Here is a 19260-nt window from a genome sequence, read left to right as displayed (position 1 = left end):
AGCACCTCAAGAGTTAGGTCCGGTGAAGATCTCCACTCTCTCGATCCTTTCGACGGACCCGCCGACCGGGTGGACCGCAGGTAGCGTGGTTGATGGCTGAGGCATTCGATCCAGCTTTTCGATCAGAAGCGTCGTCTGCAGATGGCTGTATCGCTTCAAGCACTGCATCGTCCGATGTCCCGATATCGCAGCCACTTCAATGAGGTTGAAGCCGCCTTCGACCAGAGAACTGATGCGCTCGTGGCGTAGGTCATGGAAGCGAAGATTTCGCAGGAACGGGTCAAGTTCCAGCTCGCTTGGTAGTACGCCATCTGCTCTGCGTTCCTGTTCGTAGGTCTTGCGGGCACGCCTTACCGCACGCTGAAAGGCACCCGATAGGCTGGTCCCATTCTTAGAAAATACCTTGCCGTCAGCCTGTGGCTGGAGGCTTGCGAGAGTTCTCGTGGCTTTTATAGACAATGGTACGGTGCGACTGTCACCGTTCTTGGTCAATGGGAGCCACAGAGCACGCTTTTCCAGATCGACGTGTTGCCATTCCAGGCTAAGGATTTCGGAGCGGCGCATCGCAGTCTCAACGGCAAGAGTAATGATCGCCTGAAGGTCAGGGGCGAAGCGGGCAGCATGAAGAATACGTCCGAGTTCCTGCCCGCTTACACGACGCTCCCTTGGTTTGCCGTTTGCTGGCTTGCGGATTTCCCTCATTGGGTTCGTGTTGACCAGCAGCCAGTCTCTGGAGCAAGCGGTGAGCACGGCTGAGAGGCAATCGAGGTATCGGCGTACGCTGGCGGGCTTGAGGGGGGAGTCCTGAAGTTCGTCTCGTACCATGACCAGATCCTGTCTGGAAATCTCATTTACCTGGCGGTTCCCAAGGGACGAGTTTTGCCAGTACCGTAGCAGGTACTGCTCTGACCGATGCCCTCGTTTGCCGGGGAGAACTTCGGTACTGTACCGATCGATAGCATCGGCCAGCGTGAACTTGACTGGTGGCACTACGGTCTTGCTTCGCTCAGCCACACCATGCTCCAGCAGGATCTTCTGGTGCGCTTCCCAGCGCTGCGCTTCGGCGATGGTGTGAAAGCTTTGTGTGGCGGTATGACCATTGACGGTGACACGAACCTGAAATCGTTTCCCGCGTAGACGGATGCTCATTGCTCTGACCCCTTGGACAGAGCTTGGACAGAGACGAACTAAAACCGTGAGAACCCGCACCAGACAACGCTTCCAGACTGCGTCGAACCGCATCATCAACGAGGTGCGTGGTTTGAGCCGTGTCGTGTATGACGTGTCGGGCAAGCCGCCTGCGACGATCGAGTGGGAGTGAGGTTTTCTCTCAAGATGGACAGAAGCCCGCGTTATGCGGGCTTTTTTCTTTCCAGTGCCTGCACAAGGAGGTGGAGGGTGGCACGCTATGTGATATTTGTTGACACATGAACGGAACACCTGTAGAAACCATCCTCGCAGGATCTTCAAGCAGTTACTCCGATGTTCTGGGTTGTCACACCAAGCGGTGCTTCCTTTGCTCCATGTTTCTTCCTTGATTGTCGTGCCTGATGAGCACAGGCTCATGCAGAACTTTTTAGGATATCCAACATGGAAACCGGCACAGTAAAGTGGTTCAACGACTCCAAGGGCTTCGGCTTCATCACCCCGGACGCAGGCGGCAACGATCTCTTCGCTCACTTCTCTGAAGTTCAGGGCAGCGGGTTCAAGTCCCTCCAAGAGGGCCAGAAGGTTCGCTACGTTGCAGGCGTTGGCCAAAAGGGTCCGGCTGCTACGAAGATTGAAGCGATCTGATCGGTCGCATCTGCCAAGAAAAAACCCCGCACTGCGGGGTTTTTTTTCGCGGCCAAACGCACGCGCTGTCGAGTGCTCCGCAGAGCGCCTATGCCGCCTGCTTGCGGGGCCGCCGTACCGCGCGAATCTTTCCGGTGGTGCCGCCGCCGCAGAAGAACTGATCGGCACCGTTCGATTCCAGCCCCGACACAGTGATGCCCGCCGGCATATCAAGCTGCTCCAGCACTTCGCCGGTTTGCGGATCGATATGCCGCAACTCGCTCGTATCGCCTTCCCAGGTGGCGTGCCAGAGTTCACCGTCGACCCAGGTGACGCCCGTGACGAACCGGTTGGATTCGATGGTGCGCAACACCTTGCCGGTGTCCGGATCGATCTGGCGGATCTTGCGCTCCCGGTAGTGACCAACCCACAGCGTCCCTTCGGCCCAGGCGAGGCCTGAATCTCCGCCCGCGCCTGGCGCGGGAATCGTGGCGAGCACGGTGCCCGTTTGCGGGTCGATCTTCTGGATGCGGTCTTCGGCAATCTGGAACAGGTGCCGCCCGTCGAATGCGGTGCCGGCATGGGCGGGCACGTCGATGGAGCGCTGCGTCTTGCCGCTGTCGGGGTCGAGTTCCTTCAACTGGCCGCCGGCAGCAAACCAGACGTGTTGACCATCGTAGGTCACGCCGCCGACGTTCTCTGCGCCAGGGAAGGGGCCGTATTCGCGCACGACTTCGGCGGTGGATCGTTTCATGTTGGGCTCGCTGGAATCGGTTGTGGAGTCTTCATCCTAGTCACTTGGCAGCGGTGCGGGGAGTAACAAGGTGGTCGCGAATCCAGGTACCGGAGGCGTCACCCATCGGCGCGCGCGGCCGCGTCCGAAAAACTGCACCTTGCCGGCGGCTGCCAATGCGTCGAGCGCGCGCTGTACGGTGCGTTGGCTGGCCCCAAGCGCCAGCGCCAATGCGGAGCTGGACCACGATTCCCCATCGGCCAGACAGGCCAACACGGCGGCGTATTGCTCATCGACGGGTTGCGCGAGCACGACCACACGCTGTGTCGCGTGCGTTTGCAGTGCAAATCCGTGCCGGGTTGCTTTGATCGTGCCCAACGCACCCAGCGCGGTGCGTAAGCGTCCGATCTCTACGCGCAGGCGCACGCGGTGCGATTCGTCTGGATGCCGGGTGCGGAATGCTCGGGCGATCAGGGCGTCTCTGGGCATGTCTTCCGGCCACGCTTCGGCCAGTGCACGTACCAACGTGAACAGCACCGGCCGCTTGGCGAGCGAGACAACCGTATCGGCCTGCCGGATGGCGAGCCGGCACGCATCTACAACGAGTGCGTCTGATGCAAAGAGGGCCTCGACATCTTCAAGGCGCAGAACGCGCTCCTCGCCGCGTGAGACCAGCCGCGCGGCCGGTGCGCTCAGTGCAAGGGCGGCGCGTTCGACTTCGGCGGTGAGCGTCGGGATGCCGGCCTGGCGCGCCGCGAGATCGGCGTCGGCCAGAGCGGCGCGCGCGGATGTCGTCTGCAAGCGCCGGATCGCAATGCCCGCGACGACAAGCGCGTGAGCTGCCCGCAATACCGGCGGAAGATGCACCGGGTTGAGCGTCGCAAGGGCGGCCTCTGCATCGTCCAGGCGCCCGATTAGCAGAAGACGGCGGATGCTGAGATACCGCGCGTGCGCAGCGTTGACGTGATCGCCATGGGCTTCAAGCGTGGCGCGTGCCGTGTCGAGGGTTTTTTCGGGCCAGCCCAGATCGCGCGAGGCGAGGGCGACTTCGGCTTCAGCGACGATGCAGCGAGCGCGTGCCACGGCCTCGCGTGAGCCGAACGCACGGGCTGCGCGACGCAGCAACAGCTTGGCCCGCGCCAGGTCACCGAGCTGTGCCATGGCGATGCCGCGCAGTGCGAGTGCTGGCGCGTCGTCACGCAAGGCGACGCGGTTCAGCGCTCCGAATGGGTCACCGGCAGCGAGTGCGCGCGCTGCAGCCGTGATCAATGAATCCATTCGAATCCCGCCACACTTGTCACTCCCGCCGTTTGAGGTCGGCGCCTAATCTAGCACACGACCACTCACCCAAAAACGGAGGCAAGCATGAGTGCAACACACCCCACAGCAACCCGCGCAACCTGGCTGGCAGAGCGCATTGAACTGCTCAAGGCGGAGAAGGAACTCACCCGCCGCAGCGACGAGTTGGCACGCCGCAGACAGGCGCTGCCCTGGGTGCGCGTCGACAAAACGTATCGCTTTGAAACGGAGAACGGAAGCGCCACGTTGAGCGATCTTTTCGGCGGGCGATCGCAACTGCTGGTCTATCACTTCATGTTCGGGCCGGACTACAAGGCGGGCTGCCCCTCGTGCTCGATGATTGCCGATGGCTTTGACGGCTTTGTCACGCATCTGGCGAACCACGACGTGACGTTGATGGCGGTGTCGCGCGGGCCGCTGGCCAAGTTGATCGAGTATCGCGAGCGAATGGGCTGGAGCTTTCCATGGGCGTCATCAGTCGGCAGCGATTTCAACTACGACTTCAACGTCTCGATCACGGAAGACCAGCAGCGCGCAGGCAGTGCCGACTACAACTACGTGCGCGGCAGCCACGTGATGGATGCATCGGACTTGCCCGAACCCGTGCAGCAGTTCGCCAGCATGTGCGGCACCGATGCGCCCACCTATGTACGCGACCGGCCCGGCATGAGCGCCTTCGTGCTGGAAGATGGCGTCGTGTACCACACGTATTCCACCTACGCGCGTGGGCTCGACGGTTTGTGGGGTGCATACCAGTGGCTGGACCGCGCACCGCTCGGCCGCAACGAAACCGGTGTCTGGTGGCGTCGCCATGACGAGTACGCTCAGCAGCGTTGAGGTGTCGCGCGAGCAGGCAGTGTCCGAGCGCGGCTTCCTGGCCGTCTCGGCACTGCTGTTCATCGCCAGCACAACGGCGACGGTGGTGTGGTGCAACGCCATGCCTGCCATGACGGAGATGCCGATGGCGTGGATGCCGACGTGCGGTCAGACGTGGCAGAGCTTTGCCGCGTCGTTCATCGGCATGTGGACGGTGATGATGACGGCGATGATGCTGCCGTCATTGCTGCCGATGCTGCGGCGGTATCGCGTTGCGCTTCATGTGGCGGGCAATCCGAATGTTGATGCGCACACCGCGTTGGCAGGCACGGCGTACTTTGCCGTGTGGGGGCTGATCGGCGCGATGGTCTTTGCGCTGAGTGCAGCGTTGGCCCAGCTCGAAATGACATGGCCTGTGCTGGCACGTGTGGCGCCGGTTGCAAGCGGCGCGGTGGTTTTGGCAGCCGGCACATTGCAGTTCAGCGCATGGAAGGCGCGGCAGCTCGCGATGTGCCGCGCACGGCCAGCGCCTGGGGGCGATGCGTGGCGATTTGGCTTGCGCCTCGGCCTGCGCTGCGCCGCGTCGTGCGCTGGCCTGACTGCAATTCTGTTGGTGACCGGCGTCATGGATCTGCGTGCAATGGCGGTCGTGTCAGCGGCGATCACGCTTGAGCGCCTGGTATCTGCGGGACAGCGTATGGCCCGCTGCATTGGCGTCGTTGCGATCGGGGCAGGATTGCTGTTGATGCTGCGTGCCGCATTGCCTTGAGGCGTGCCGAGTACACGCCTTACATCACCGCGCCAAGCTGCCACGGCACGAACTCGTTGTCGCCAAGACCATTGAGTTCGCTCTTGGAGCGGCTGCCGGATGCGGTAGTGAGCATCAGTTCGAACAGCGCCTGGCCGGCTTGTGCAATGCTGAGGCGGCCATCGACGATGCCGCCGCAGTCGTAGTCCATGTCGAGTTCCATGTGCCGATAGAGTGTGCTGTTGGTGGCAAGCTTCAAGGAGGGCACCGGTTTGCAGCCGTAGGTGGAGCCCCGGCCCGTTGTGAAGCAGATCAGGTTGGCACCGCCAGCGACCTGGCCCGTGGCCGAGACCGGGTCGTAGCCGGGCGTGTCCATAAAGACGAGGCCGTGCGCCTGCACTGGCTGCGCGTATTCATACACGGCCATCAGGCCGCTGCTGCCGCCCTTGGCGACCGCGCCGAGCGATTTTTCCAGGATGGTCGTGACGCCGCCGGCCTTGTTGCCGGGCGAAGGGTTGTTGTTCATGTCGGCGCCCAGCGTGCTGGTGTAGTGCTCCCACCAGGCCAGCCGGTCCATCAGCGCGTCGGCCACCGCAGGCGAGGCGGCGCGTGCGGTCAACAGGTGTTCTGCGCCATAGATCTCGGGCGTTTCGGATAGCACTGCGGTGCCCCCGTGTCGCACCAGCAGATCCACCGCTGCGCCCAGTGCGGGGTTGGCGCTGATGCCCGAGTAGCCGTCTGACCCACCGCATTGCAGGCCCACCGTGAGGTGGCTTGCCGGGACGGTGCTGCGTTGTGCCTGATTCGCGATCGGCAGCATGTCGCGCAGCATGGACAGGCCGGCCGCAATCGCCTCACGCGTGCCGCCTTCTTCCTGGATCGTGAGCGACGCGAACAGGCCCGGCGTACGGGCGCCCAGCATCTGGACGAGCGGTGCAACCTGGTTGACTTCGCAACCGAGGCCAACGATCAGCACGCCGGCAAAGTTGGGGTGGTCGGCGTAGCCGCGCAGCGTGCGCTGCAGCAGTTCCAACCCCTCGCCATTGCCGGCCATGCCGCAGCCGCTGCCGTGTGTGATGGCAACAACGCCGTCCACATTGGGAAACGCGGCCGCCTCTGCCTGCGCCGCTTGCACGATATGCCGGCACACGGTGGCCGAGCAGTTCACGCTGGAGATGACGCCAATGAAATTGCGCGTGCCGACGCGGCCATCCGCCCGCACGTAGCCTTCGAACGTGGCAGGTGTGTCGACGGGGATGGTGGCGCGATACGCGTGGCCCACGGCGTGCTCGGCGGCGGAGTTGGCCATGCCGATGTTGTGCACATGCACGTGCTCACCCGCGCGTATGGGCGCAGTGGTTACACCGATGACCTGCCCATACTTGTGCACCGGCTGGCCCACTGCGATGTCGCGCAATGCGACCTTGTGGCCGGCGGGAATGGCGTCGCGGGTGGTCAACCCGGCGTTGAGTGCCGCGCCGGGCGCGAGCGCCACACGCGCGACGGCTACGTCGTCGTCGGGGGCAAGAAGAATGAGGGATGCGTCGGACATGGTGCTTTGCAGGTTCAATTCGGATTGGCCAGCGCGGCGTTCAGGCGCGGCTGGGCGAGGTGCAAGCCCAACTGCTGCGCGAGCGCGACGATGGGCGCCAGGCGCCGCTGCTTCTTCTGCGCGTGGTTCTGCGCGATGTCGGCCAGGCGGTGGGCAAGGTAGGGGTTCAATAGCCGTTCGCGCAGCGAGACGAGATAGGCCTCGGCCGCCTCGCGCTTGCCCAGGGCTGTGAAGACGGGAACGATCTCGTCGCGCCACAGCGCTTCCAGCGCCGGGCGCAGGTGCGGGTCTTCCATGGCCTGCACGACGGTCATATCGGCGGGATGCGCATCTTCGCGCCAACGCTCGGCCAGAAAGGTGTGGCCTGCGTTGAGCAGAAAGAGCTTGAGGCGCTCGTGGTGGTCCAGTTCGTCCGTCAGCACGATGGCCGGGTGCGTGCAGGGCAGCACCAGTCCAGGGCGGCGTTCGATGGCCCACAGCGCGTACGGCTCCGCCACGGCGCCCACGGGGAGCAATGCCTCCGAGACGATGCGGTCTACGAGCGAGTTGGCCCACACGCAATGCGTGTGCAGCCAATCGATGAAAGCGGCGGGCAGCGCCCACTGTTGCGCCAGCGCGCAGACCGTCGCGCACAGCGTGTCGCCATTGCGCTCGATCAGTTCGCACGGAAACAGTGAGAGCGGTGCCTTCGGCTGTCGCAGCCAGCGGCCGAGCAGCAGCGCCACCAGTTTCGCGGGGAAGCTGCGCGGCACGCGCGATGGCTGCTGTATCAAGCTGGCGTCATCGCGTGGGTCCAACTGGTAGCCCTGGTCGGCGGTGTTGGACACCACGACCCGCACCTCCGTTGCCATGAGGTCACGCAGTTGTTCCCAGTCGGCCTCGGCCTGCAGGGCGCGCCGCACGGCACGGCAGGTGACGGTCTGGTCAACGGGTGTGCCGTCTCGCAGCCCGCGAATGCGCACCGGATAGCCCGCGCCGCCTGCCAGTGCCGCCACACGTGCAGCGCTGGCCGGGCTGGACGTGGTCTGTACGACCGTGATGCCGCCCAGCGCGTGGCCTGCATCGAGCGCTTCCGACACGAACAAGTCGACGTGCGCCTGCAGGAAGCGGCTCGTGCCGAACTGGAGGATCGGCTCGGTCATGCGCTCAGCACTCCACGATGGCTTTCACCACGCCGGCGGCGGGGTCGAGCAGCGTCTTGAAGTGCTCGGGCACGTCCGCCAGCGCCATGCGGTGGGTGTTCAGCGCGGCCGGAATCTTGCCCGCGCGCATGGCGTCGAGCACGGTCTCAAAATCTTCCGTGGTGGCGTTGCGGCTGGCGAGCAGCGTGGTCTCGCGCTTGTGGAATTCGGGATCGGAGAACGAGATGTTGGCCGCCACCACCGAGATCAGCACATAGGTGCCGGCATGCGCGACAAAGCGCAAGCCACGCTCCATGGCTTTCGGATTGCCCGTGGCATCGAACACGACGTCATAAAACTCATTGCCGGTGAGCGCGGCGAGTTGCGCTTCGTCGGTCTCGCCCAACGCAACGCTGGCATCCACGCCGAGTTGCTCCTTCGCAAAGGCAAGGCGATCCGCACGCGAGTCCAGCGCCGTGACCGCCGCGCCGCGCAGTTTGGCAAAGATCATGGCGGCCATGCCGATCGGGCCGGCGCCGACCACCAGCACGCGCTGCCCGGCGCGCACCTGCGCCCGGCGCACGGCATGCGCGCCAATGGCCAGGAATTCCACCATCGCGGCCTGATCCAGGCTGACGCCGTCCGCCTTGTGCACGAAGGCTTGCGGCACGCTGAGGTATTCCGTGAACGCCCCGTCGCGATGCACGCCCAGCACCTGGATGTTGACGCAGCAGTTTGTCCGGCCCTGGCGGCACGCGACGCAGTGTCCGCATGACAGGTAAGGCATCACGTACACCACGTCGCCCTTGGCCAGCGCGCTGCCGGCCGGTGCCTGCTCGACGATTCCCGACAGCTCATGCCCCATTACGCGCGGGTAGTTCAGGTAAGGCTGATTGCCGGTGAAGATGTGCAGGTCGGTGCCGCACACGCCGACGCGTTTGACGCGCAGCAGCACTTCGCCTTCGGCGGGGCTTGGGACTGGCCGGTCCAGGGCCAGCAGCGTGCCCGGTGTTTCGCAAACGACGGTCAGCATGATGCGGCTCCAGCCGGAGAAGCGCCGCGGATCTCGGCTCGATGGGGTCGTTGAAGCGTGTGTGTATGGGCGCGTGGCAATGGCAAACGGTAGGTCACCTTCCGGTCTCCTTGGGTGGAAGAGGTGAGGTCGGATTGCGCGCGCGTACTGCGCCAAGTTGGAGGAAGCGGACTCCGTCTCCGGCAACTGGTCATGCCAAACAGGCCTCACCTATTGGTCAGACCAATTTAACATCTTGAGAGAAAATCCTTGATGGGGGAAACCCTGATGCAAAAAATCCCTTGTTTTCAAGGGGTCAAGGCGAGGTGGTCTGAAATTTGGTCAGGCCGCATTGGGGTGGGAGCGGCGTGGGTGGCGGGGAGGAGTTGCGCGGCCGCGAGCGGACCGCGCATGGGGTGAGTGCGGCTACTGCGCGCTGTCTTGCTGAATGGCGCCCGCGATCCAGCGTTCTTCCGACGCCCGTAAGTGCGCCCGCATGGCGGTTTGCGCGGCGATGGGGTCGCCGGCCTGCAGCGCTCTGAGAATCTCTTCGTGTTCGTGCACGGCCGCATGCCAGCTTGATTCGCCCTCCGCATGGTCGCGGATGGCCATGGCGAGCGGGTCATGGCGGCTGTCGAACAGCTCCGCCACGAATCGGCTCAGGACCGAATTGCCGGCGGTCTCCGCAATCAGCATGTGGAACTGACGGTCGGCGTCGGTGGGCGACTTTCCACCCAATGCGAGCTTCTTCATGCGGTCGATGGTGCGCTGGAGCTTATCGAGCGTGGCCGCCGTCAGCCGCCCCGTGGCGAGCGTGATCACGTCGCCCTCAAGCACGGCCCGGGCCTGCATCAGTTCGGAGGGACTTTCGCCCAGCGACGGAATGGCCGCACTCTCGCTCGCCGCGCTCGCGTCTTGCACGTACACGCCAGAGCCCATGCGGATCTCAACCTGGCCGCCAATCTCCAGGGCGATCAACGCCTCGCGCAACGACGGGCGCGATACGCCCAGCGTCTGCGCCAGTTCGCGCTCCGGAGGTAAGCGTGTGCCCGGTCCGAGCTTTTCCTGTTGGATCAGCGCAAGAATTTGCGCGGCTACAGATTGGTAAAGCCGCTTTGGCTCTGTCTGCTTCATTGTGGTGTGGTTTTTGGCGCGCGCGTTGCCGCGCATGGGTGTGTTTCGAGTCTAGCATGGGCACCGCCAGCCGTTGTCTAGACTGGTGTCAGCAACACTTCAGGGTTTGCACTAGTGGTCAGGCAGGTGTGTTGTAAGTGATATTGGCTTGACCAAAAAATGCTTGGGCTGATCGAATCGCTCCGAACTGGACTTACCAGTGCGTCGAGCGGAAGATCAGAGCCTCGCAACACAACGGAGACCACGATGAGCAGTGCTGATGCCGTGCCTACGCACGTAAGCAGCTCCAGATCGTCGATGCCGCAAGAGATCCTGTGCTTGCAACGCATCGGCAAACGCTTTCCCGGCGTCGTTGCGCTGGATGGTGTGGATCTGGATCTGCGCGTGGGCGAAGTCCATGCCGTCTGCGGCGAAAACGGTGCCGGCAAATCCACCCTGATGAAGATTATCAGTGGCCAGTACACCGCAGACGATGGCGCGATCTCGTACCGGGGCGAAACGGTGCGGTTCACGTCGACATCCGAGGCGCAGGCGGCAGGCATTGCGATCATCCATCAGGAGTTGAATCTCGTGCCGCACTTGTCGGTGGCAGAGAACATCTTCCTGGCGCGCGAGCCCAAGCGCGGCCCGTTCATTGATTACCGCAAGCTCAACACCAACGCACGCAGCTATCTGCAGCGGATCGGTCTGGCTGTCGAGCCGACCACGCTGGTCAGCGCGCTGTCGATTGCGCAGCAGCAGATGGTGGAGATTGCCAAGGCGCTGTCGCTCAACGCGCGCGTGCTGATCATGGACGAGCCCACGTCTTCGCTCACGGAATCGGAAACCGTCCAGCTGTTTCGCATCATCAAGGAGTTGCGCGCCGATGGCGTGGCGATTCTGTACATCTCGCACCGGCTCGACGAGATGGCCGAGATTGTCGATCGCGTGACGGTGCTGCGTGACGGCCGCCATATCGCCACGAGCGATTTTGCTTCCACCAGTGTCAACGAGATCGTCGCGCGGATGGTTGGCCGCTCGCTGGACGATGTATTTCCCGCGCGCAAGTCGGTACCGACCGACGAGGTGTTGTTGCGTGTGAACGCACTGAGCCGCGCTGGCGTCTTCGGCCCGGTGTCGTTCGAGTTGCGCAAGGGCGAGATTCTCGGTTTTGCCGGCTTGATGGGCGCGGGGCGCACGGAGGTGGCACGGGCCATTTTCGGTGCGGAGCGGCTCGACTCCGGGTCGATCACGCTGGGCGACACGCCGGTCACGATCCGTTCGCCGCGCGAGGCCATCCGGCAGGGCATTGCCTACCTGTCTGAAGACAGAAAAAAGGATGGTCTGGCGCTGTCGATGCCGGTGGCCGTGAACATCACGCTGGCCAATGTCCGGGCGATCTCCTCGCACGGCTTCCTGCGCTTTTCCGAAGAGACCGCTGTGGCACAGCGCTACGTGCGCGAGCTGAACATCCGCACCCCGTCGGTCGGGCAGACCGTGCGCAACCTCTCAGGCGGCAATCAACAGAAGATCGTGATCGGCAAATGGCTGTATCGCGGTTCGCGCATCCTGTTTTTCGATGAGCCCACGCGGGGCATCGACGTTGGCGCCAAGTACGCGATCTATGGGCTGATGGACGAACTCGCCGCGGACGGTGTCGGTGTCGTGCTGATCAGCTCGGAGTTGCCGGAACTGCTGGGCATGACAGATCGAATTGCCGTCTTTCACGAAGGCCGCATCACCGCAGTCCTGGAAACACGGAAGACCAACCAGGAAGAAATTCTGCATTACGCATCAGGACGAACACATGCTTGAAATGACATCAGATCAGCCGCAGGCCGTGAAAACGCAGCGCAAGCAACACCATCGGGACTTGATCCAGAAGTTTGCCGCGCTCGGCAGCCTCGTGGCGCTTGTGATCGCGTTTTCCGCCACCAGCGCAGCGTTCTTTTCGGTCGGCAACTTCATGACCGTCGCACTGCAAGTCACATCGATTGCCTACCTGGGCGTAGCCGCCACGTGCGTGATCATCACCGGCGGCATCGACTTGTCGGTGGGCTCGGTGCTGGCGCTCTCCGGCGTGGTGGCCGCGCTGCTCGTGAAGATGGGCGTACCGGTGCCGTTTGCCATGCTGGCCGGCGTGGTGGTCGGCGCCATGTGCGGATGGGTCAACGGTATCTGCATCACGCGGATGGGCCTGCCACCATTCATTGCCACGCTGGGCATGATGCTGGTCGCGCGCGGCTTGGCGCTGCAGATCACGGGTGCCCGTCCAGTCTCGGGCCTGGGTGACGCCTTTGGCGAACTCGGCAACGGCGCACTGTTTCGCATCTCGCACATCGGCGCAGACGGCTTTCCGGACACGGTCTTCCCCGGCATTCCTTACCCGGTGGTGATCATGCTTGCGCTGTTCGTCGCCGTGTCGGTGCTGCTGTCGCGCACGTCATTGGGTCGCCACATCTACGCAGTCGGCTCGAACGCCGAGGCGGCACGCCTGTCCGGCGTGAACGTGCAGGGCGTGAAGCTGTTCACGTATGTGCTGTCGGGCCTGCTGGCAGGGATGACGGGGTGCGTGTTGATGTCGCGCCTCGTGACCGCACAACCGAACGAAGGCGTGATGTACGAACTTGACGCGATTGCCAGCGCCGTGATCGGCGGGACGTCGCTAATGGGCGGTGTCGGAACGGTCTCGGGCACGGCCATTGGCGCGTTCGTGATCGGCGTGTTGCGCAACGGGCTCAACATGAACGGCGTATCGAGTTTTATCCAGCAGATCATCATCGGCGTGGTCATCCTTGGCACCGTCTGGATCGATCAGCTCAGAAACCGCAAGTTGTAAGAGCCGCTAACAAAATTGTCCTGGCTAGGCGTGCCGACGCAGACAGTACATGTAGTACCGAATGTTCGTCACATCGGGAGGCGCAACGACGCCAGGGCGGTTTTGTTGGCGGCTCTAAGTCGAGAAGTTCAAACCAAAACCAAGGAGTGAGACATGAAGAAGTTTTCCGTACTGGCGGTGGTTGCAGCAACGTGTGCACTGTTCTCTGCCTATGCACAGGCGGCAGGCGGTGAAATTGCCGTGATCGTGAAATCGGCAAATTCCAACTACTGGCAGAACGTTCAGAAGGGCGCGACGGCCGCCATGGGCAAAGCGAAGGGCTACACGATGACCTTCCAGGGCCCCGCAGCAGAATCGGCCATTGCCGACGAAGTGAACATGGTCGAGAACGCTGTGAACCGGCATGTCGCGGGCATCGTGCTGGCGCCGTCCGACCCGGACGCGCTGGTGCCGGCGATGAAGAAGGCATGGGAGGCGCACATCCCCGTGGTGCTGATCGACTCGATGGTGTCCGACTCCGGCAAGCAGTACTACCAATCGTTCCTGTCCACGGACAACGCGAAGGCGGGCGAGTTGTGCGCGAAGGCGATGATCGACGCTGTCGGCCAGACCGGCAAGATCGCGATCATGTCGTACGTGCCGGGCGCTGGGTCTGAAATCGGCCGTGTGGGCGGCTTCAAGAAATACATCGAGGCGCACTCGAAGCTGCAGATCGTTGGGCCGTTCTACTCGCAATCGCAAATGGCAACGGCGCTGAACCAGACGACCGACGTGCTGGCCGCCAACCCCGATCTGAAGGGCATCTTCGGTGCAAACGAGCCGACGGCAGTCGGCATGGGACGCGCGCTGCAGCAGTCGGGCAAGAGCGGCAAGGTGGCCGCCATCGGCTTTGACGGCAACCAGGATCTGCAGGGCTTCGTGCGCGACGGCACGATCCGCGCCATCGCCGTTCAAAGCTCGTACCAGATGGGCTACAAGGGCATCGAAACGGTCGTCAGCGTGATCGAGAAGAAGCCCGTGCAGAAGCAGGTCGACACGGGCGTGATGATGGTCAACAAGCAGAACCTGGATTCGCCCGAGGCCAAGAACGTCCTGTACTGACGAATCATCGCAACAAGGGGCGTGGCGGAGCGTCGTTCGCCGCCATGCCGGCTGAATCCCTTTCCTGAACGGCGCAGTGTTTTAACTCCATTGCCGGAATGGGCCATCGCCAACGTGGCCCGCGCCGGAACGCAGACGCAATGAGACTCCAAGGAAAACGCATCCTCGTGACGGCGGCTGGGCAGGGTATTGGCCGGGCCAGCGCGATGATGTTTGCAAAAGAAGGCGCGCAGGTGCTCGCCACCGACATCAACGCACAGGCGCTGGCCACGCTGGCAGAGACTGCCGGCATTCGCACCTTGCGCCTGGACGTGACGGACGCCAACGCCGTTGCCGTCCTGGCACGCGAAGAAGCCGCCTTCGATGCGCTGTTCAACTGCGCGGGCTTCGTGCACGCCGGCAGCATCCTCGAATGTTCGGAAGACGACTGGGCGTTCTCTTGGCAGCTCAACGTGACGTCGATGTACCGCCTGACGCGTGCGCTGCTGCCGAAGATGCTCGACAACGGCGGGGCGTCGATCATCAACATGGCGTCCGCCGCGTCCAGCGTGAAGGGCGTGCCGAACCGCTTCGTGTATGGCACGACCAAGGCCGCCGTCATCGGCATGACCAAGGCGATTGCCGCTGACTTTGTGGCGCGGGGCATCCGCTGCAACGCCATCTGCCCGGGCACGGTGGAGTCTCCGTCGCTTGAGCAGCGCATTGCGGCGCAGGCGCAGGAACAGAACGTGCCAATCGACACCATCCGTGCGGCCTTCGTTGCACGCCAACCGATGGGCCGTGTCGGCACGGCAGACGAGATCGCCGCGCTGGCCACGTACCTGGCTTCGGATGAGTCCCGTTTCACGACCGGCACTTGCTGCGTGATCGACGGCGGCTGGTCCAACTGATTTGGCTTGATTGATTGCAGTTCACAACGACAACACGATGAAACTCCTCCGCTACGGCCCCAAGGGCCAGGAAAAGCCCGGCCTGCTCGATGCGCAAGGTCAAGTGCGCGACCTGTCCGGCGTGATTGACGACATTGCCGGCGCTGCGCTGCTGCCCGAGAGCCTCGCTCGACTGCGCACGCTCGACATCAGCCGCCTGCCCATCGTCGATGGCACGCCGCAAGCGGGCCTGCGCCTGGGCGCCTGCGTGGGCAACGTCGGCAAGTTCATCTGCATCGGCCTGAACTACTCCGATCACGCTGCCGAGACAGGAGCCGAAGTGCCGGCCGAGCCGGTCGTCTTCGGCAAATGGACCAGCGCCATCTGCGGCCCCAACGACGACGTTGAAATCCCGCGCGGCTCGGTCAAGACCGATTGGGAAGTCGAGCTTGGCGTGGTGATCGGCAAGGGCGGCCGCTACATCAGCGAGGCCGATGCGCTCGCGCATGTGGCCGGCTACTGCGTCATCAACGATGTGTCGGAGCGCGAATACCAGCTCGAGTGCGGCGGCACGTGGGACAAGGGCAAGGGCTGCGACACCTTCGGCCCCATCGGCCCGTGGCTCGTCACCGCCGACGATGTGCCCAATCCGCAGGCGCTGCATCTGTGGCTGGAGGTGGATGGGCATCGTTACCAGAATGGATCGACGTCGACCATGGTGTTTGGCGTGGCGCATCTCGTCAGCTACCTGAGCCGCTTCATGAGCCTGCAGCCGGGCGATGTGATTTCCACCGGCACGCCGCCGGGCGTGGGGCTGGGGCAGAAGCCGCCGGTCTATCTGCGCGCGGGCCAGACCATGCGCCTGGGCATCGAGGGCCTGGGCGAGCAGCGCCAGCGCACGGTGGACGCACAAGGCTGAAGGGCCGGCATTCCGCAATCCCGAACACGATACTCATGACCATCATCCGATCCCTGCGCGTGCTGGACGTGCGCTTTCCGACCTCGCAGCATCTCGACGGCTCCGACGCGATGAACCCGGACCCGGACTACTCCGCGGCCTACGTGATCCTGGAGACTGACCAGCCGGGCCTGGAAGGCCACGGCCTGACCTTCACCATCGGGCGCGGCAACGAGGTCTGCTGCGCGGCCATCACGGCGATGCGCCATCTGGTGGAAGGGTTGGATCTCGACTGGATTCGTGAAGACATGGGCCGCTTCTGGCGTCATGTCACGTCCGACAGCCAGTTGCGCTGGATCGGCCCGGACAAGGGCGCCATCCACCTGGCCACCGGCGCGGTCGTCAATGCGGCGTGGGATCTGTGGGCCAAGGCCGAAGGCAAGCCGCTGTGGCGCCTGGTGGCCGATCTCACGCCGGAAGAACTCGTGCGCTGCATCGATTTCCGCTACATCACCGACGGCATCACGCCCGAAGAAGCACTGGACCTGCTGCGCAAGCAGGCGCCGGGCAAGGCCGAGCGGATCCGCACGCTGGAGCGGGAAGGCTACCCGTGCTACACCACGTCCGCCGGCTGGCTCGGCTATGACGACGACAAGCTGCGCCGCCTCTGCCGCGATGCCGTCGACAGCGGCTTCCGCCACGTCAAGCTCAAGGTCGGGCGCGATCTGAAGGACGACATTCGCCGCGTCTCCATCGCCCGCGAAGTGCTTGGGCCGGACCGCGAACTGATGATCGATGCCAACCAGGTCTGGGAGGTCAAGGAAGCCATCGACTGGGTGCGCGAACTCGGTTTCGCCAAGCCGTGGTTCATTGAAGAGCCGACCAGCCCGGACGATGTGGAAGGGCACCGCAAGGTGCGCGAAGCCGTTGCCCCCGTCAAGGTCGCCACCGGCGAGATGTGCCAGAACCGCATTCTCTTCAAGCAGTTCATCATGCGCGGCGCGATTGACGTTGTGCAGATCGACGCGTGTCGCCTGGGCGGCGTGAACGAAATCCTGGCTGTGTTGCTGCTGGCCGCCAAGTACGGCCTGCCGGTGTGCCCGCATGCCGGCGGCGTGGGCCTGTGCGAGTACGTGCAGCATCTGTCGATGATCGACTACATCTGCGTGTCGGGCACGCGCGAGGGCCGCGTCGTCGAGTACGTCGACCATCTGCACGAGCACTTTGTCGACCCTTGTGTGGTGCGCAACGCCGCCTATCTGCCGCCGCAGGCACCGGGTTTCTCCATCACGATGAAACCGGCATCGCTTGAGCAGTACCGCTTCCGGGGCTGATGCGATGACGGACCCCGCGCTGCCCGTGCCCCGAATCGACGCGCACCAGCATTTCTGGCGCTATCAACCCGAGGCGTATTCCTGGATCGGCCCCGGCATGGAAGCCCTGGCCAGAGACCATCTGCCTGCCGACCTGCTGCCCCAACTGCGCGCGCAACGCCTGGACGCGGCGATTGCCGTGCAGGCGCGCGGCGTGCGTGAGGAAACGGATTTCCTGCTCGACCTTGCCGCTGCGCATGACTGGATTGTCGGCGTGGTCGGTTGGGAAGACTTGCATGCCACCGATCTTGAGTCGCGCCTCGAGGCAAGGAGCGGTGAGCACAAGCTCGTCGGCTTCCGGCACACCGTGCAGGACGAACCGGACGTCGCGGCGTTCTTGTCGGACCCCGCATTCGAACACGGCGTCGCGCTGCTGCAGCTCTGGGGCTATACGTACGACGTGCTGGTGTTTGGCCACCAACTCGCGCCCGCCGTGGATTTCTGCGGCCGGCACGATCATCACTGGCTGGTGTTGGATCACTTGGGCAAGCCGCCGCTTGAAGCGTTCGAGCGTGACGCACAGGCCCTGGCGCGCTGGCGGGCCGCGCTGGCACCGCTCAAGGACATGCCGCACGTCGCCTGCAAGCTTTCCGGCTTGCTGACCGAAGCCGATTGGCGAAAGGGTGTGACCGTGCGCGACGTTCAGCACGCGCGTGAATGCCTTGACGTGGCACTGGACGTGTTCGGCCCCACCCGCGTGATGTTTGGGTCGGATTGGCCTGTGTGCCAGCTCGCGGCGTCGTACGGCACGGTGTACGACGTGCTGCACGTCTGGGCCGAAGAGCGGCTCAGCGCCACGGAACGCGTCGATCTCTGGGGTGGCAACGCCACCCGCTGCTACAACCTGCAACTCAAGGCTTGAACCATGGATTTGCATCTGCAAGACAAAGTCATCATCGTCACGGGCGGCGCGGCCGGCATTGGCGCGGCCATCTCGCTGCAACTGGCGGCCGAAGGGGCGATTCCCGTCGTCTGTGGCAAGAGCCCGATGGCCCCGGCGTTTGAAGCCGAGCTGATGCGTCGGCAGCCGAAAGCCCGCTTCTTCCAGTTCGACCTGGAAGATGAGGTCGATTGCCGCGGCATGGTGGAAGAAACCGTGCGCGAGTTCGGGCACATCGATGGCCTTGTCAACAATGCCGGCATCAACGACAGCGTGGGATTGGACGCCGGCCGGGACGCCTTCGTTCGGTCGCTCGAAAAGAACCTCATCCATTACTACGTCATGGCACATCTGTGTGTGCCACACCTGAAAGCGAGCCGAGGGGCCATCGTCAATATCTCGTCGAAAACGGCGCTGACGGGGCAAGGCAATACGAGCGGGTACACCGCCGCGAAGGGTGCACAGCTGTCGCTCACGCGGGAATGGGCGGCATCGCTGGCGCCGGATGGTGTGCGCGTCAATGCGGTCATTCCGGCGGAGGTGCTCACGCCGCTGTATGAACGCTGGATCGCCACGTTCGACAACCCCGATGCCAAGCTCGCAGCGATTACATCGAAGATCCCGCTCGGCCAACGCATGACCACCGCCGACGAGATTGCGAGCACCACGGTCTTCCTGCTCTCTGCACAGGCCTCGCACACGACGGGCCAGTGGGTGTTTGTCGACGGTGGCTACACGCACCTCGACCGTGCGTTGACGTGAGGCTGCCATGCGCTACTGCCTCGCTCTGGATCTGAAAGACGACGCGGCGCTCATCGCCACGTACGAAGCCCACCATCAACGCATCTGGCCCGAAGTTGCGCGGCACCTGCGCGTGCATGGCGTGACCGGCATGGAGATCTATCGCCTTGGCACCCGCATGGTGATGCTCATGGAGACCGACGACGCCATCTACGACGCCGAGCGCATGGCGCTTGCCACCGACACGGACCCGAAGATCCGGGAATGGGAAGCGTTGATGTGGCAGTTTCAGGCGCCCACCCCATGGACGCCCGCCGGGCAGAAGTGGACACCGATGCGCCGAATCTTCGATTTGCAACAGCAACCGCAGTAGAAGCAATTCCGGCCGTGGC

The 19260-nt window shown here is 63.7% G+C and carries 20 protein-coding genes; 13 read left to right on the top strand and 7 right to left on the bottom strand.

Features of this window, described 5'->3' with window-relative positions; translation table 11 throughout:
* Positions 1–6: 6 nt before the first annotated feature.
* Complete coding sequence (locus ACTJK6_RS02300; RefSeq protein ID WP_440838251.1) at positions 7–1149, bottom strand: tyrosine-type recombinase/integrase; 1143 nt, start codon at positions 1147–1149, stop codon at positions 7–9.
* Between ACTJK6_RS02300 and ACTJK6_RS02295 the strand changes: the two genes are divergently transcribed.
* On the top strand, positions 1142–1321 hold the full coding sequence (locus ACTJK6_RS02295; RefSeq protein WP_440838250.1) for a GMP synthase (glutamine-hydrolyzing): 180 nt from the start codon (positions 1142–1144) through the stop codon (positions 1319–1321). The genes ACTJK6_RS02300 and ACTJK6_RS02295 overlap by 8 nt on opposite strands.
* Positions 1322–1590: 269 nt before the next feature.
* Complete coding sequence (locus ACTJK6_RS02290) at positions 1591–1794, top strand: cold-shock protein (RefSeq protein WP_027677448.1); 204 nt, start codon at positions 1591–1593, stop codon at positions 1792–1794.
* A gap of 88 nt (positions 1795–1882) precedes the next feature.
* Here ACTJK6_RS02290 and ACTJK6_RS02285 read toward each other — a convergent pair whose 3' ends face one another.
* Together ACTJK6_RS02285 and ACTJK6_RS02280 are read right to left on the bottom strand one after the other, a co-directional pair.
* Positions 1883–2527, bottom strand: a complete 645-nt coding sequence (locus ACTJK6_RS02285) for a Vgb family protein (protein ID WP_232042743.1) — start codon at positions 2525–2527, stop codon at positions 1883–1885.
* 36 nt (positions 2528–2563) lie between these two features.
* Positions 2564–3784: a helix-turn-helix domain-containing protein gene (locus ACTJK6_RS02280; protein ID WP_440838249.1), complete on the bottom strand. Its 1221-nt coding sequence runs from the start codon at positions 3782–3784 to the stop codon at positions 2564–2566.
* An 87-nt stretch (positions 3785–3871) separates the two neighbouring features.
* On the opposite strand from ACTJK6_RS02280, the gene ACTJK6_RS02275 reads away from it, so the two are divergent.
* Positions 3872–4642 (top strand): DUF899 domain-containing protein, encoded by a 771-nt coding sequence (locus tag ACTJK6_RS02275; protein ID WP_414560604.1) that lies wholly within the window; start codon positions 3872–3874, stop codon positions 4640–4642.
* Complete coding sequence (locus ACTJK6_RS02270; RefSeq protein WP_440838248.1) at positions 4617–5390, top strand: DUF2182 domain-containing protein; 774 nt, start codon at positions 4617–4619, stop codon at positions 5388–5390. Before ACTJK6_RS02275 ends, ACTJK6_RS02270 begins: the two co-directional genes overlap by 26 nt.
* A gap of 19 nt (positions 5391–5409) precedes the next feature.
* Here the strand turns inward: ACTJK6_RS02270 and ACTJK6_RS02265 are convergent, their stop codons facing one another.
* From ACTJK6_RS02265 to ACTJK6_RS02250, 4 genes are all read right to left on the bottom strand, one after another.
* Complete coding sequence (locus ACTJK6_RS02265) at positions 5410–6921, bottom strand: UxaA family hydrolase (RefSeq protein WP_440838247.1); 1512 nt, start codon at positions 6919–6921, stop codon at positions 5410–5412.
* Between the two features lie 14 nt (positions 6922–6935).
* Positions 6936–8063: a mannitol dehydrogenase family protein gene (locus tag ACTJK6_RS02260; protein WP_440838246.1), complete on the bottom strand. Its 1128-nt coding sequence runs from the start codon at positions 8061–8063 to the stop codon at positions 6936–6938.
* A 4-nt stretch (positions 8064–8067) separates the two neighbouring features.
* Positions 8068–9075 carry a zinc-binding alcohol dehydrogenase family protein gene (locus tag ACTJK6_RS02255; protein ID WP_440838245.1) on the bottom strand — a complete coding sequence of 336 codons (1008 nt, stop codon included), beginning with the start codon at positions 9073–9075 and terminating at the stop codon, positions 8068–8070.
* A gap of 405 nt (positions 9076–9480) precedes the next feature.
* Entirely contained in the window at positions 9481–10188 is a 708-nt protein-coding gene (locus ACTJK6_RS02250; protein WP_232042750.1) for a FadR/GntR family transcriptional regulator, read from the bottom strand.
* A 297-nt stretch (positions 10189–10485) separates the two neighbouring features.
* Between ACTJK6_RS02250 and ACTJK6_RS02245 the strand changes: the two genes are divergently transcribed.
* The 9 genes from ACTJK6_RS02245 (at position 10486) to ACTJK6_RS02205 (ending at position 19241) form a co-directional block, all read left to right on the top strand.
* Entirely contained in the window at positions 10486–11982 is a 1497-nt protein-coding gene (locus ACTJK6_RS02245) for a sugar ABC transporter ATP-binding protein (protein WP_440838769.1), read from the top strand.
* Positions 11975–13006, top strand: a complete 1032-nt coding sequence (locus ACTJK6_RS02240; protein ID WP_440838244.1) for an ABC transporter permease — start codon at positions 11975–11977, stop codon at positions 13004–13006. The genes ACTJK6_RS02245 and ACTJK6_RS02240 overlap by 8 nt, the downstream gene beginning before the upstream one ends.
* Before the next feature lie 153 nt (positions 13007–13159).
* A complete protein-coding gene (locus ACTJK6_RS02235; protein ID WP_232042752.1) occupies positions 13160–14107 on the top strand; it encodes an ABC transporter substrate-binding protein in 948 nt (315 codons plus the stop codon).
* Positions 14108–14247: 140 nt separating this feature from the next.
* Complete coding sequence (locus ACTJK6_RS02230) at positions 14248–14997, top strand: SDR family oxidoreductase (protein ID WP_414560610.1); 750 nt, start codon at positions 14248–14250, stop codon at positions 14995–14997.
* A gap of 37 nt (positions 14998–15034) precedes the next feature.
* Positions 15035–15895, top strand: a complete 861-nt coding sequence (locus ACTJK6_RS02225) for a fumarylacetoacetate hydrolase family protein (RefSeq protein ID WP_440838243.1) — start codon at positions 15035–15037, stop codon at positions 15893–15895.
* A gap of 35 nt (positions 15896–15930) precedes the next feature.
* Positions 15931–17208 (top strand): L-fuconate dehydratase, encoded by a 1278-nt coding sequence (locus tag ACTJK6_RS02220; protein ID WP_440838242.1) that lies wholly within the window; start codon positions 15931–15933, stop codon positions 17206–17208.
* A 19-nt stretch (positions 17209–17227) separates the two neighbouring features.
* Positions 17228–18109, top strand: a complete 882-nt coding sequence (locus tag ACTJK6_RS02215) for an amidohydrolase family protein (RefSeq protein ID WP_440838768.1) — start codon at positions 17228–17230, stop codon at positions 18107–18109.
* A gap of 3 nt (positions 18110–18112) precedes the next feature.
* Positions 18113–18889, top strand: a complete 777-nt coding sequence (locus ACTJK6_RS02210) for an SDR family oxidoreductase (RefSeq protein WP_260802522.1) — start codon at positions 18113–18115, stop codon at positions 18887–18889.
* A gap of 7 nt (positions 18890–18896) precedes the next feature.
* Entirely contained in the window at positions 18897–19241 is a 345-nt protein-coding gene (locus ACTJK6_RS02205; protein ID WP_440838241.1) for an L-rhamnose mutarotase, read from the top strand.
* Positions 19242–19260: the final 19 nt, after the last annotated feature.

It is taken from the genome of Ralstonia sp. 22086, from assembly GCF_052045975.1.
GTDB lineage: Bacteria > Pseudomonadota > Gammaproteobacteria > Burkholderiales > Burkholderiaceae > Ralstonia > Ralstonia wenshanensis.
The sequence above is the reverse complement of the archived record's forward strand: the minus strand, read 5'-3'. Positions and strand labels throughout refer to the sequence as shown.

Bases quoted from the DNA above. Each gene is read 5' to 3' on its own strand.
- ACTJK6_RS02295 (WP_440838250.1), top strand. From the start codon at position 1,142: ATGCTCATTGCTCTGACCCCTTGGACAGAGCTTGGACAGAGACGAACT.
- ACTJK6_RS02300 (WP_440838251.1), bottom strand. From the start codon at position 1,149: ATGAGCATCCGTCTACGCGGGAAACGATTTCAGGTTCGTGTCACCGTC.
- ACTJK6_RS02290 (WP_027677448.1), top strand. From the start codon at position 1,591: ATGGAAACCGGCACAGTAAAGTGGTTCAACGACTCCAAGGGCTTCGGC.
- ACTJK6_RS02285 (WP_232042743.1), bottom strand. From the start codon at position 2,527: ATGAAACGATCCACCGCCGAAGTCGTGCGCGAATACGGCCCCTTCCCT.
- ACTJK6_RS02280 (WP_440838249.1), bottom strand. From the start codon at position 3,784: ATGGATTCATTGATCACGGCTGCAGCGCGCGCACTCGCTGCCGGTGAC.
- ACTJK6_RS02275 (WP_414560604.1), top strand. From the start codon at position 3,872: ATGAGTGCAACACACCCCACAGCAACCCGCGCAACCTGGCTGGCAGAG.
- ACTJK6_RS02270 (WP_440838248.1), top strand. From the start codon at position 4,617: ATGACGAGTACGCTCAGCAGCGTTGAGGTGTCGCGCGAGCAGGCAGTG.
- ACTJK6_RS02265 (WP_440838247.1), bottom strand. From the start codon at position 6,921: ATGTCCGACGCATCCCTCATTCTTCTTGCCCCCGACGACGACGTAGCC.
- ACTJK6_RS02260 (WP_440838246.1), bottom strand. From the start codon at position 8,063: ATGACCGAGCCGATCCTCCAGTTCGGCACGAGCCGCTTCCTGCAGGCG.
- ACTJK6_RS02255 (WP_440838245.1), bottom strand. From the start codon at position 9,075: ATGCTGACCGTCGTTTGCGAAACACCGGGCACGCTGCTGGCCCTGGAC.
- ACTJK6_RS02250 (WP_232042750.1), bottom strand. From the start codon at position 10,188: ATGAAGCAGACAGAGCCAAAGCGGCTTTACCAATCTGTAGCCGCGCAA.
- ACTJK6_RS02245 (WP_440838769.1), top strand. From the start codon at position 10,486: ATGCCGCAAGAGATCCTGTGCTTGCAACGCATCGGCAAACGCTTTCCC.
- ACTJK6_RS02240 (WP_440838244.1), top strand. From the start codon at position 11,975: ATGCTTGAAATGACATCAGATCAGCCGCAGGCCGTGAAAACGCAGCGC.
- ACTJK6_RS02235 (WP_232042752.1), top strand. From the start codon at position 13,160: ATGAAGAAGTTTTCCGTACTGGCGGTGGTTGCAGCAACGTGTGCACTG.
- ACTJK6_RS02230 (WP_414560610.1), top strand. From the start codon at position 14,248: ATGAGACTCCAAGGAAAACGCATCCTCGTGACGGCGGCTGGGCAGGGT.
- ACTJK6_RS02225 (WP_440838243.1), top strand. From the start codon at position 15,035: ATGAAACTCCTCCGCTACGGCCCCAAGGGCCAGGAAAAGCCCGGCCTG.
- ACTJK6_RS02220 (WP_440838242.1), top strand. From the start codon at position 15,931: ATGACCATCATCCGATCCCTGCGCGTGCTGGACGTGCGCTTTCCGACC.
- ACTJK6_RS02210 (WP_260802522.1), top strand. From the start codon at position 18,113: ATGGATTTGCATCTGCAAGACAAAGTCATCATCGTCACGGGCGGCGCG.
- ACTJK6_RS02205 (WP_440838241.1), top strand. From the start codon at position 18,897: ATGCGCTACTGCCTCGCTCTGGATCTGAAAGACGACGCGGCGCTCATC.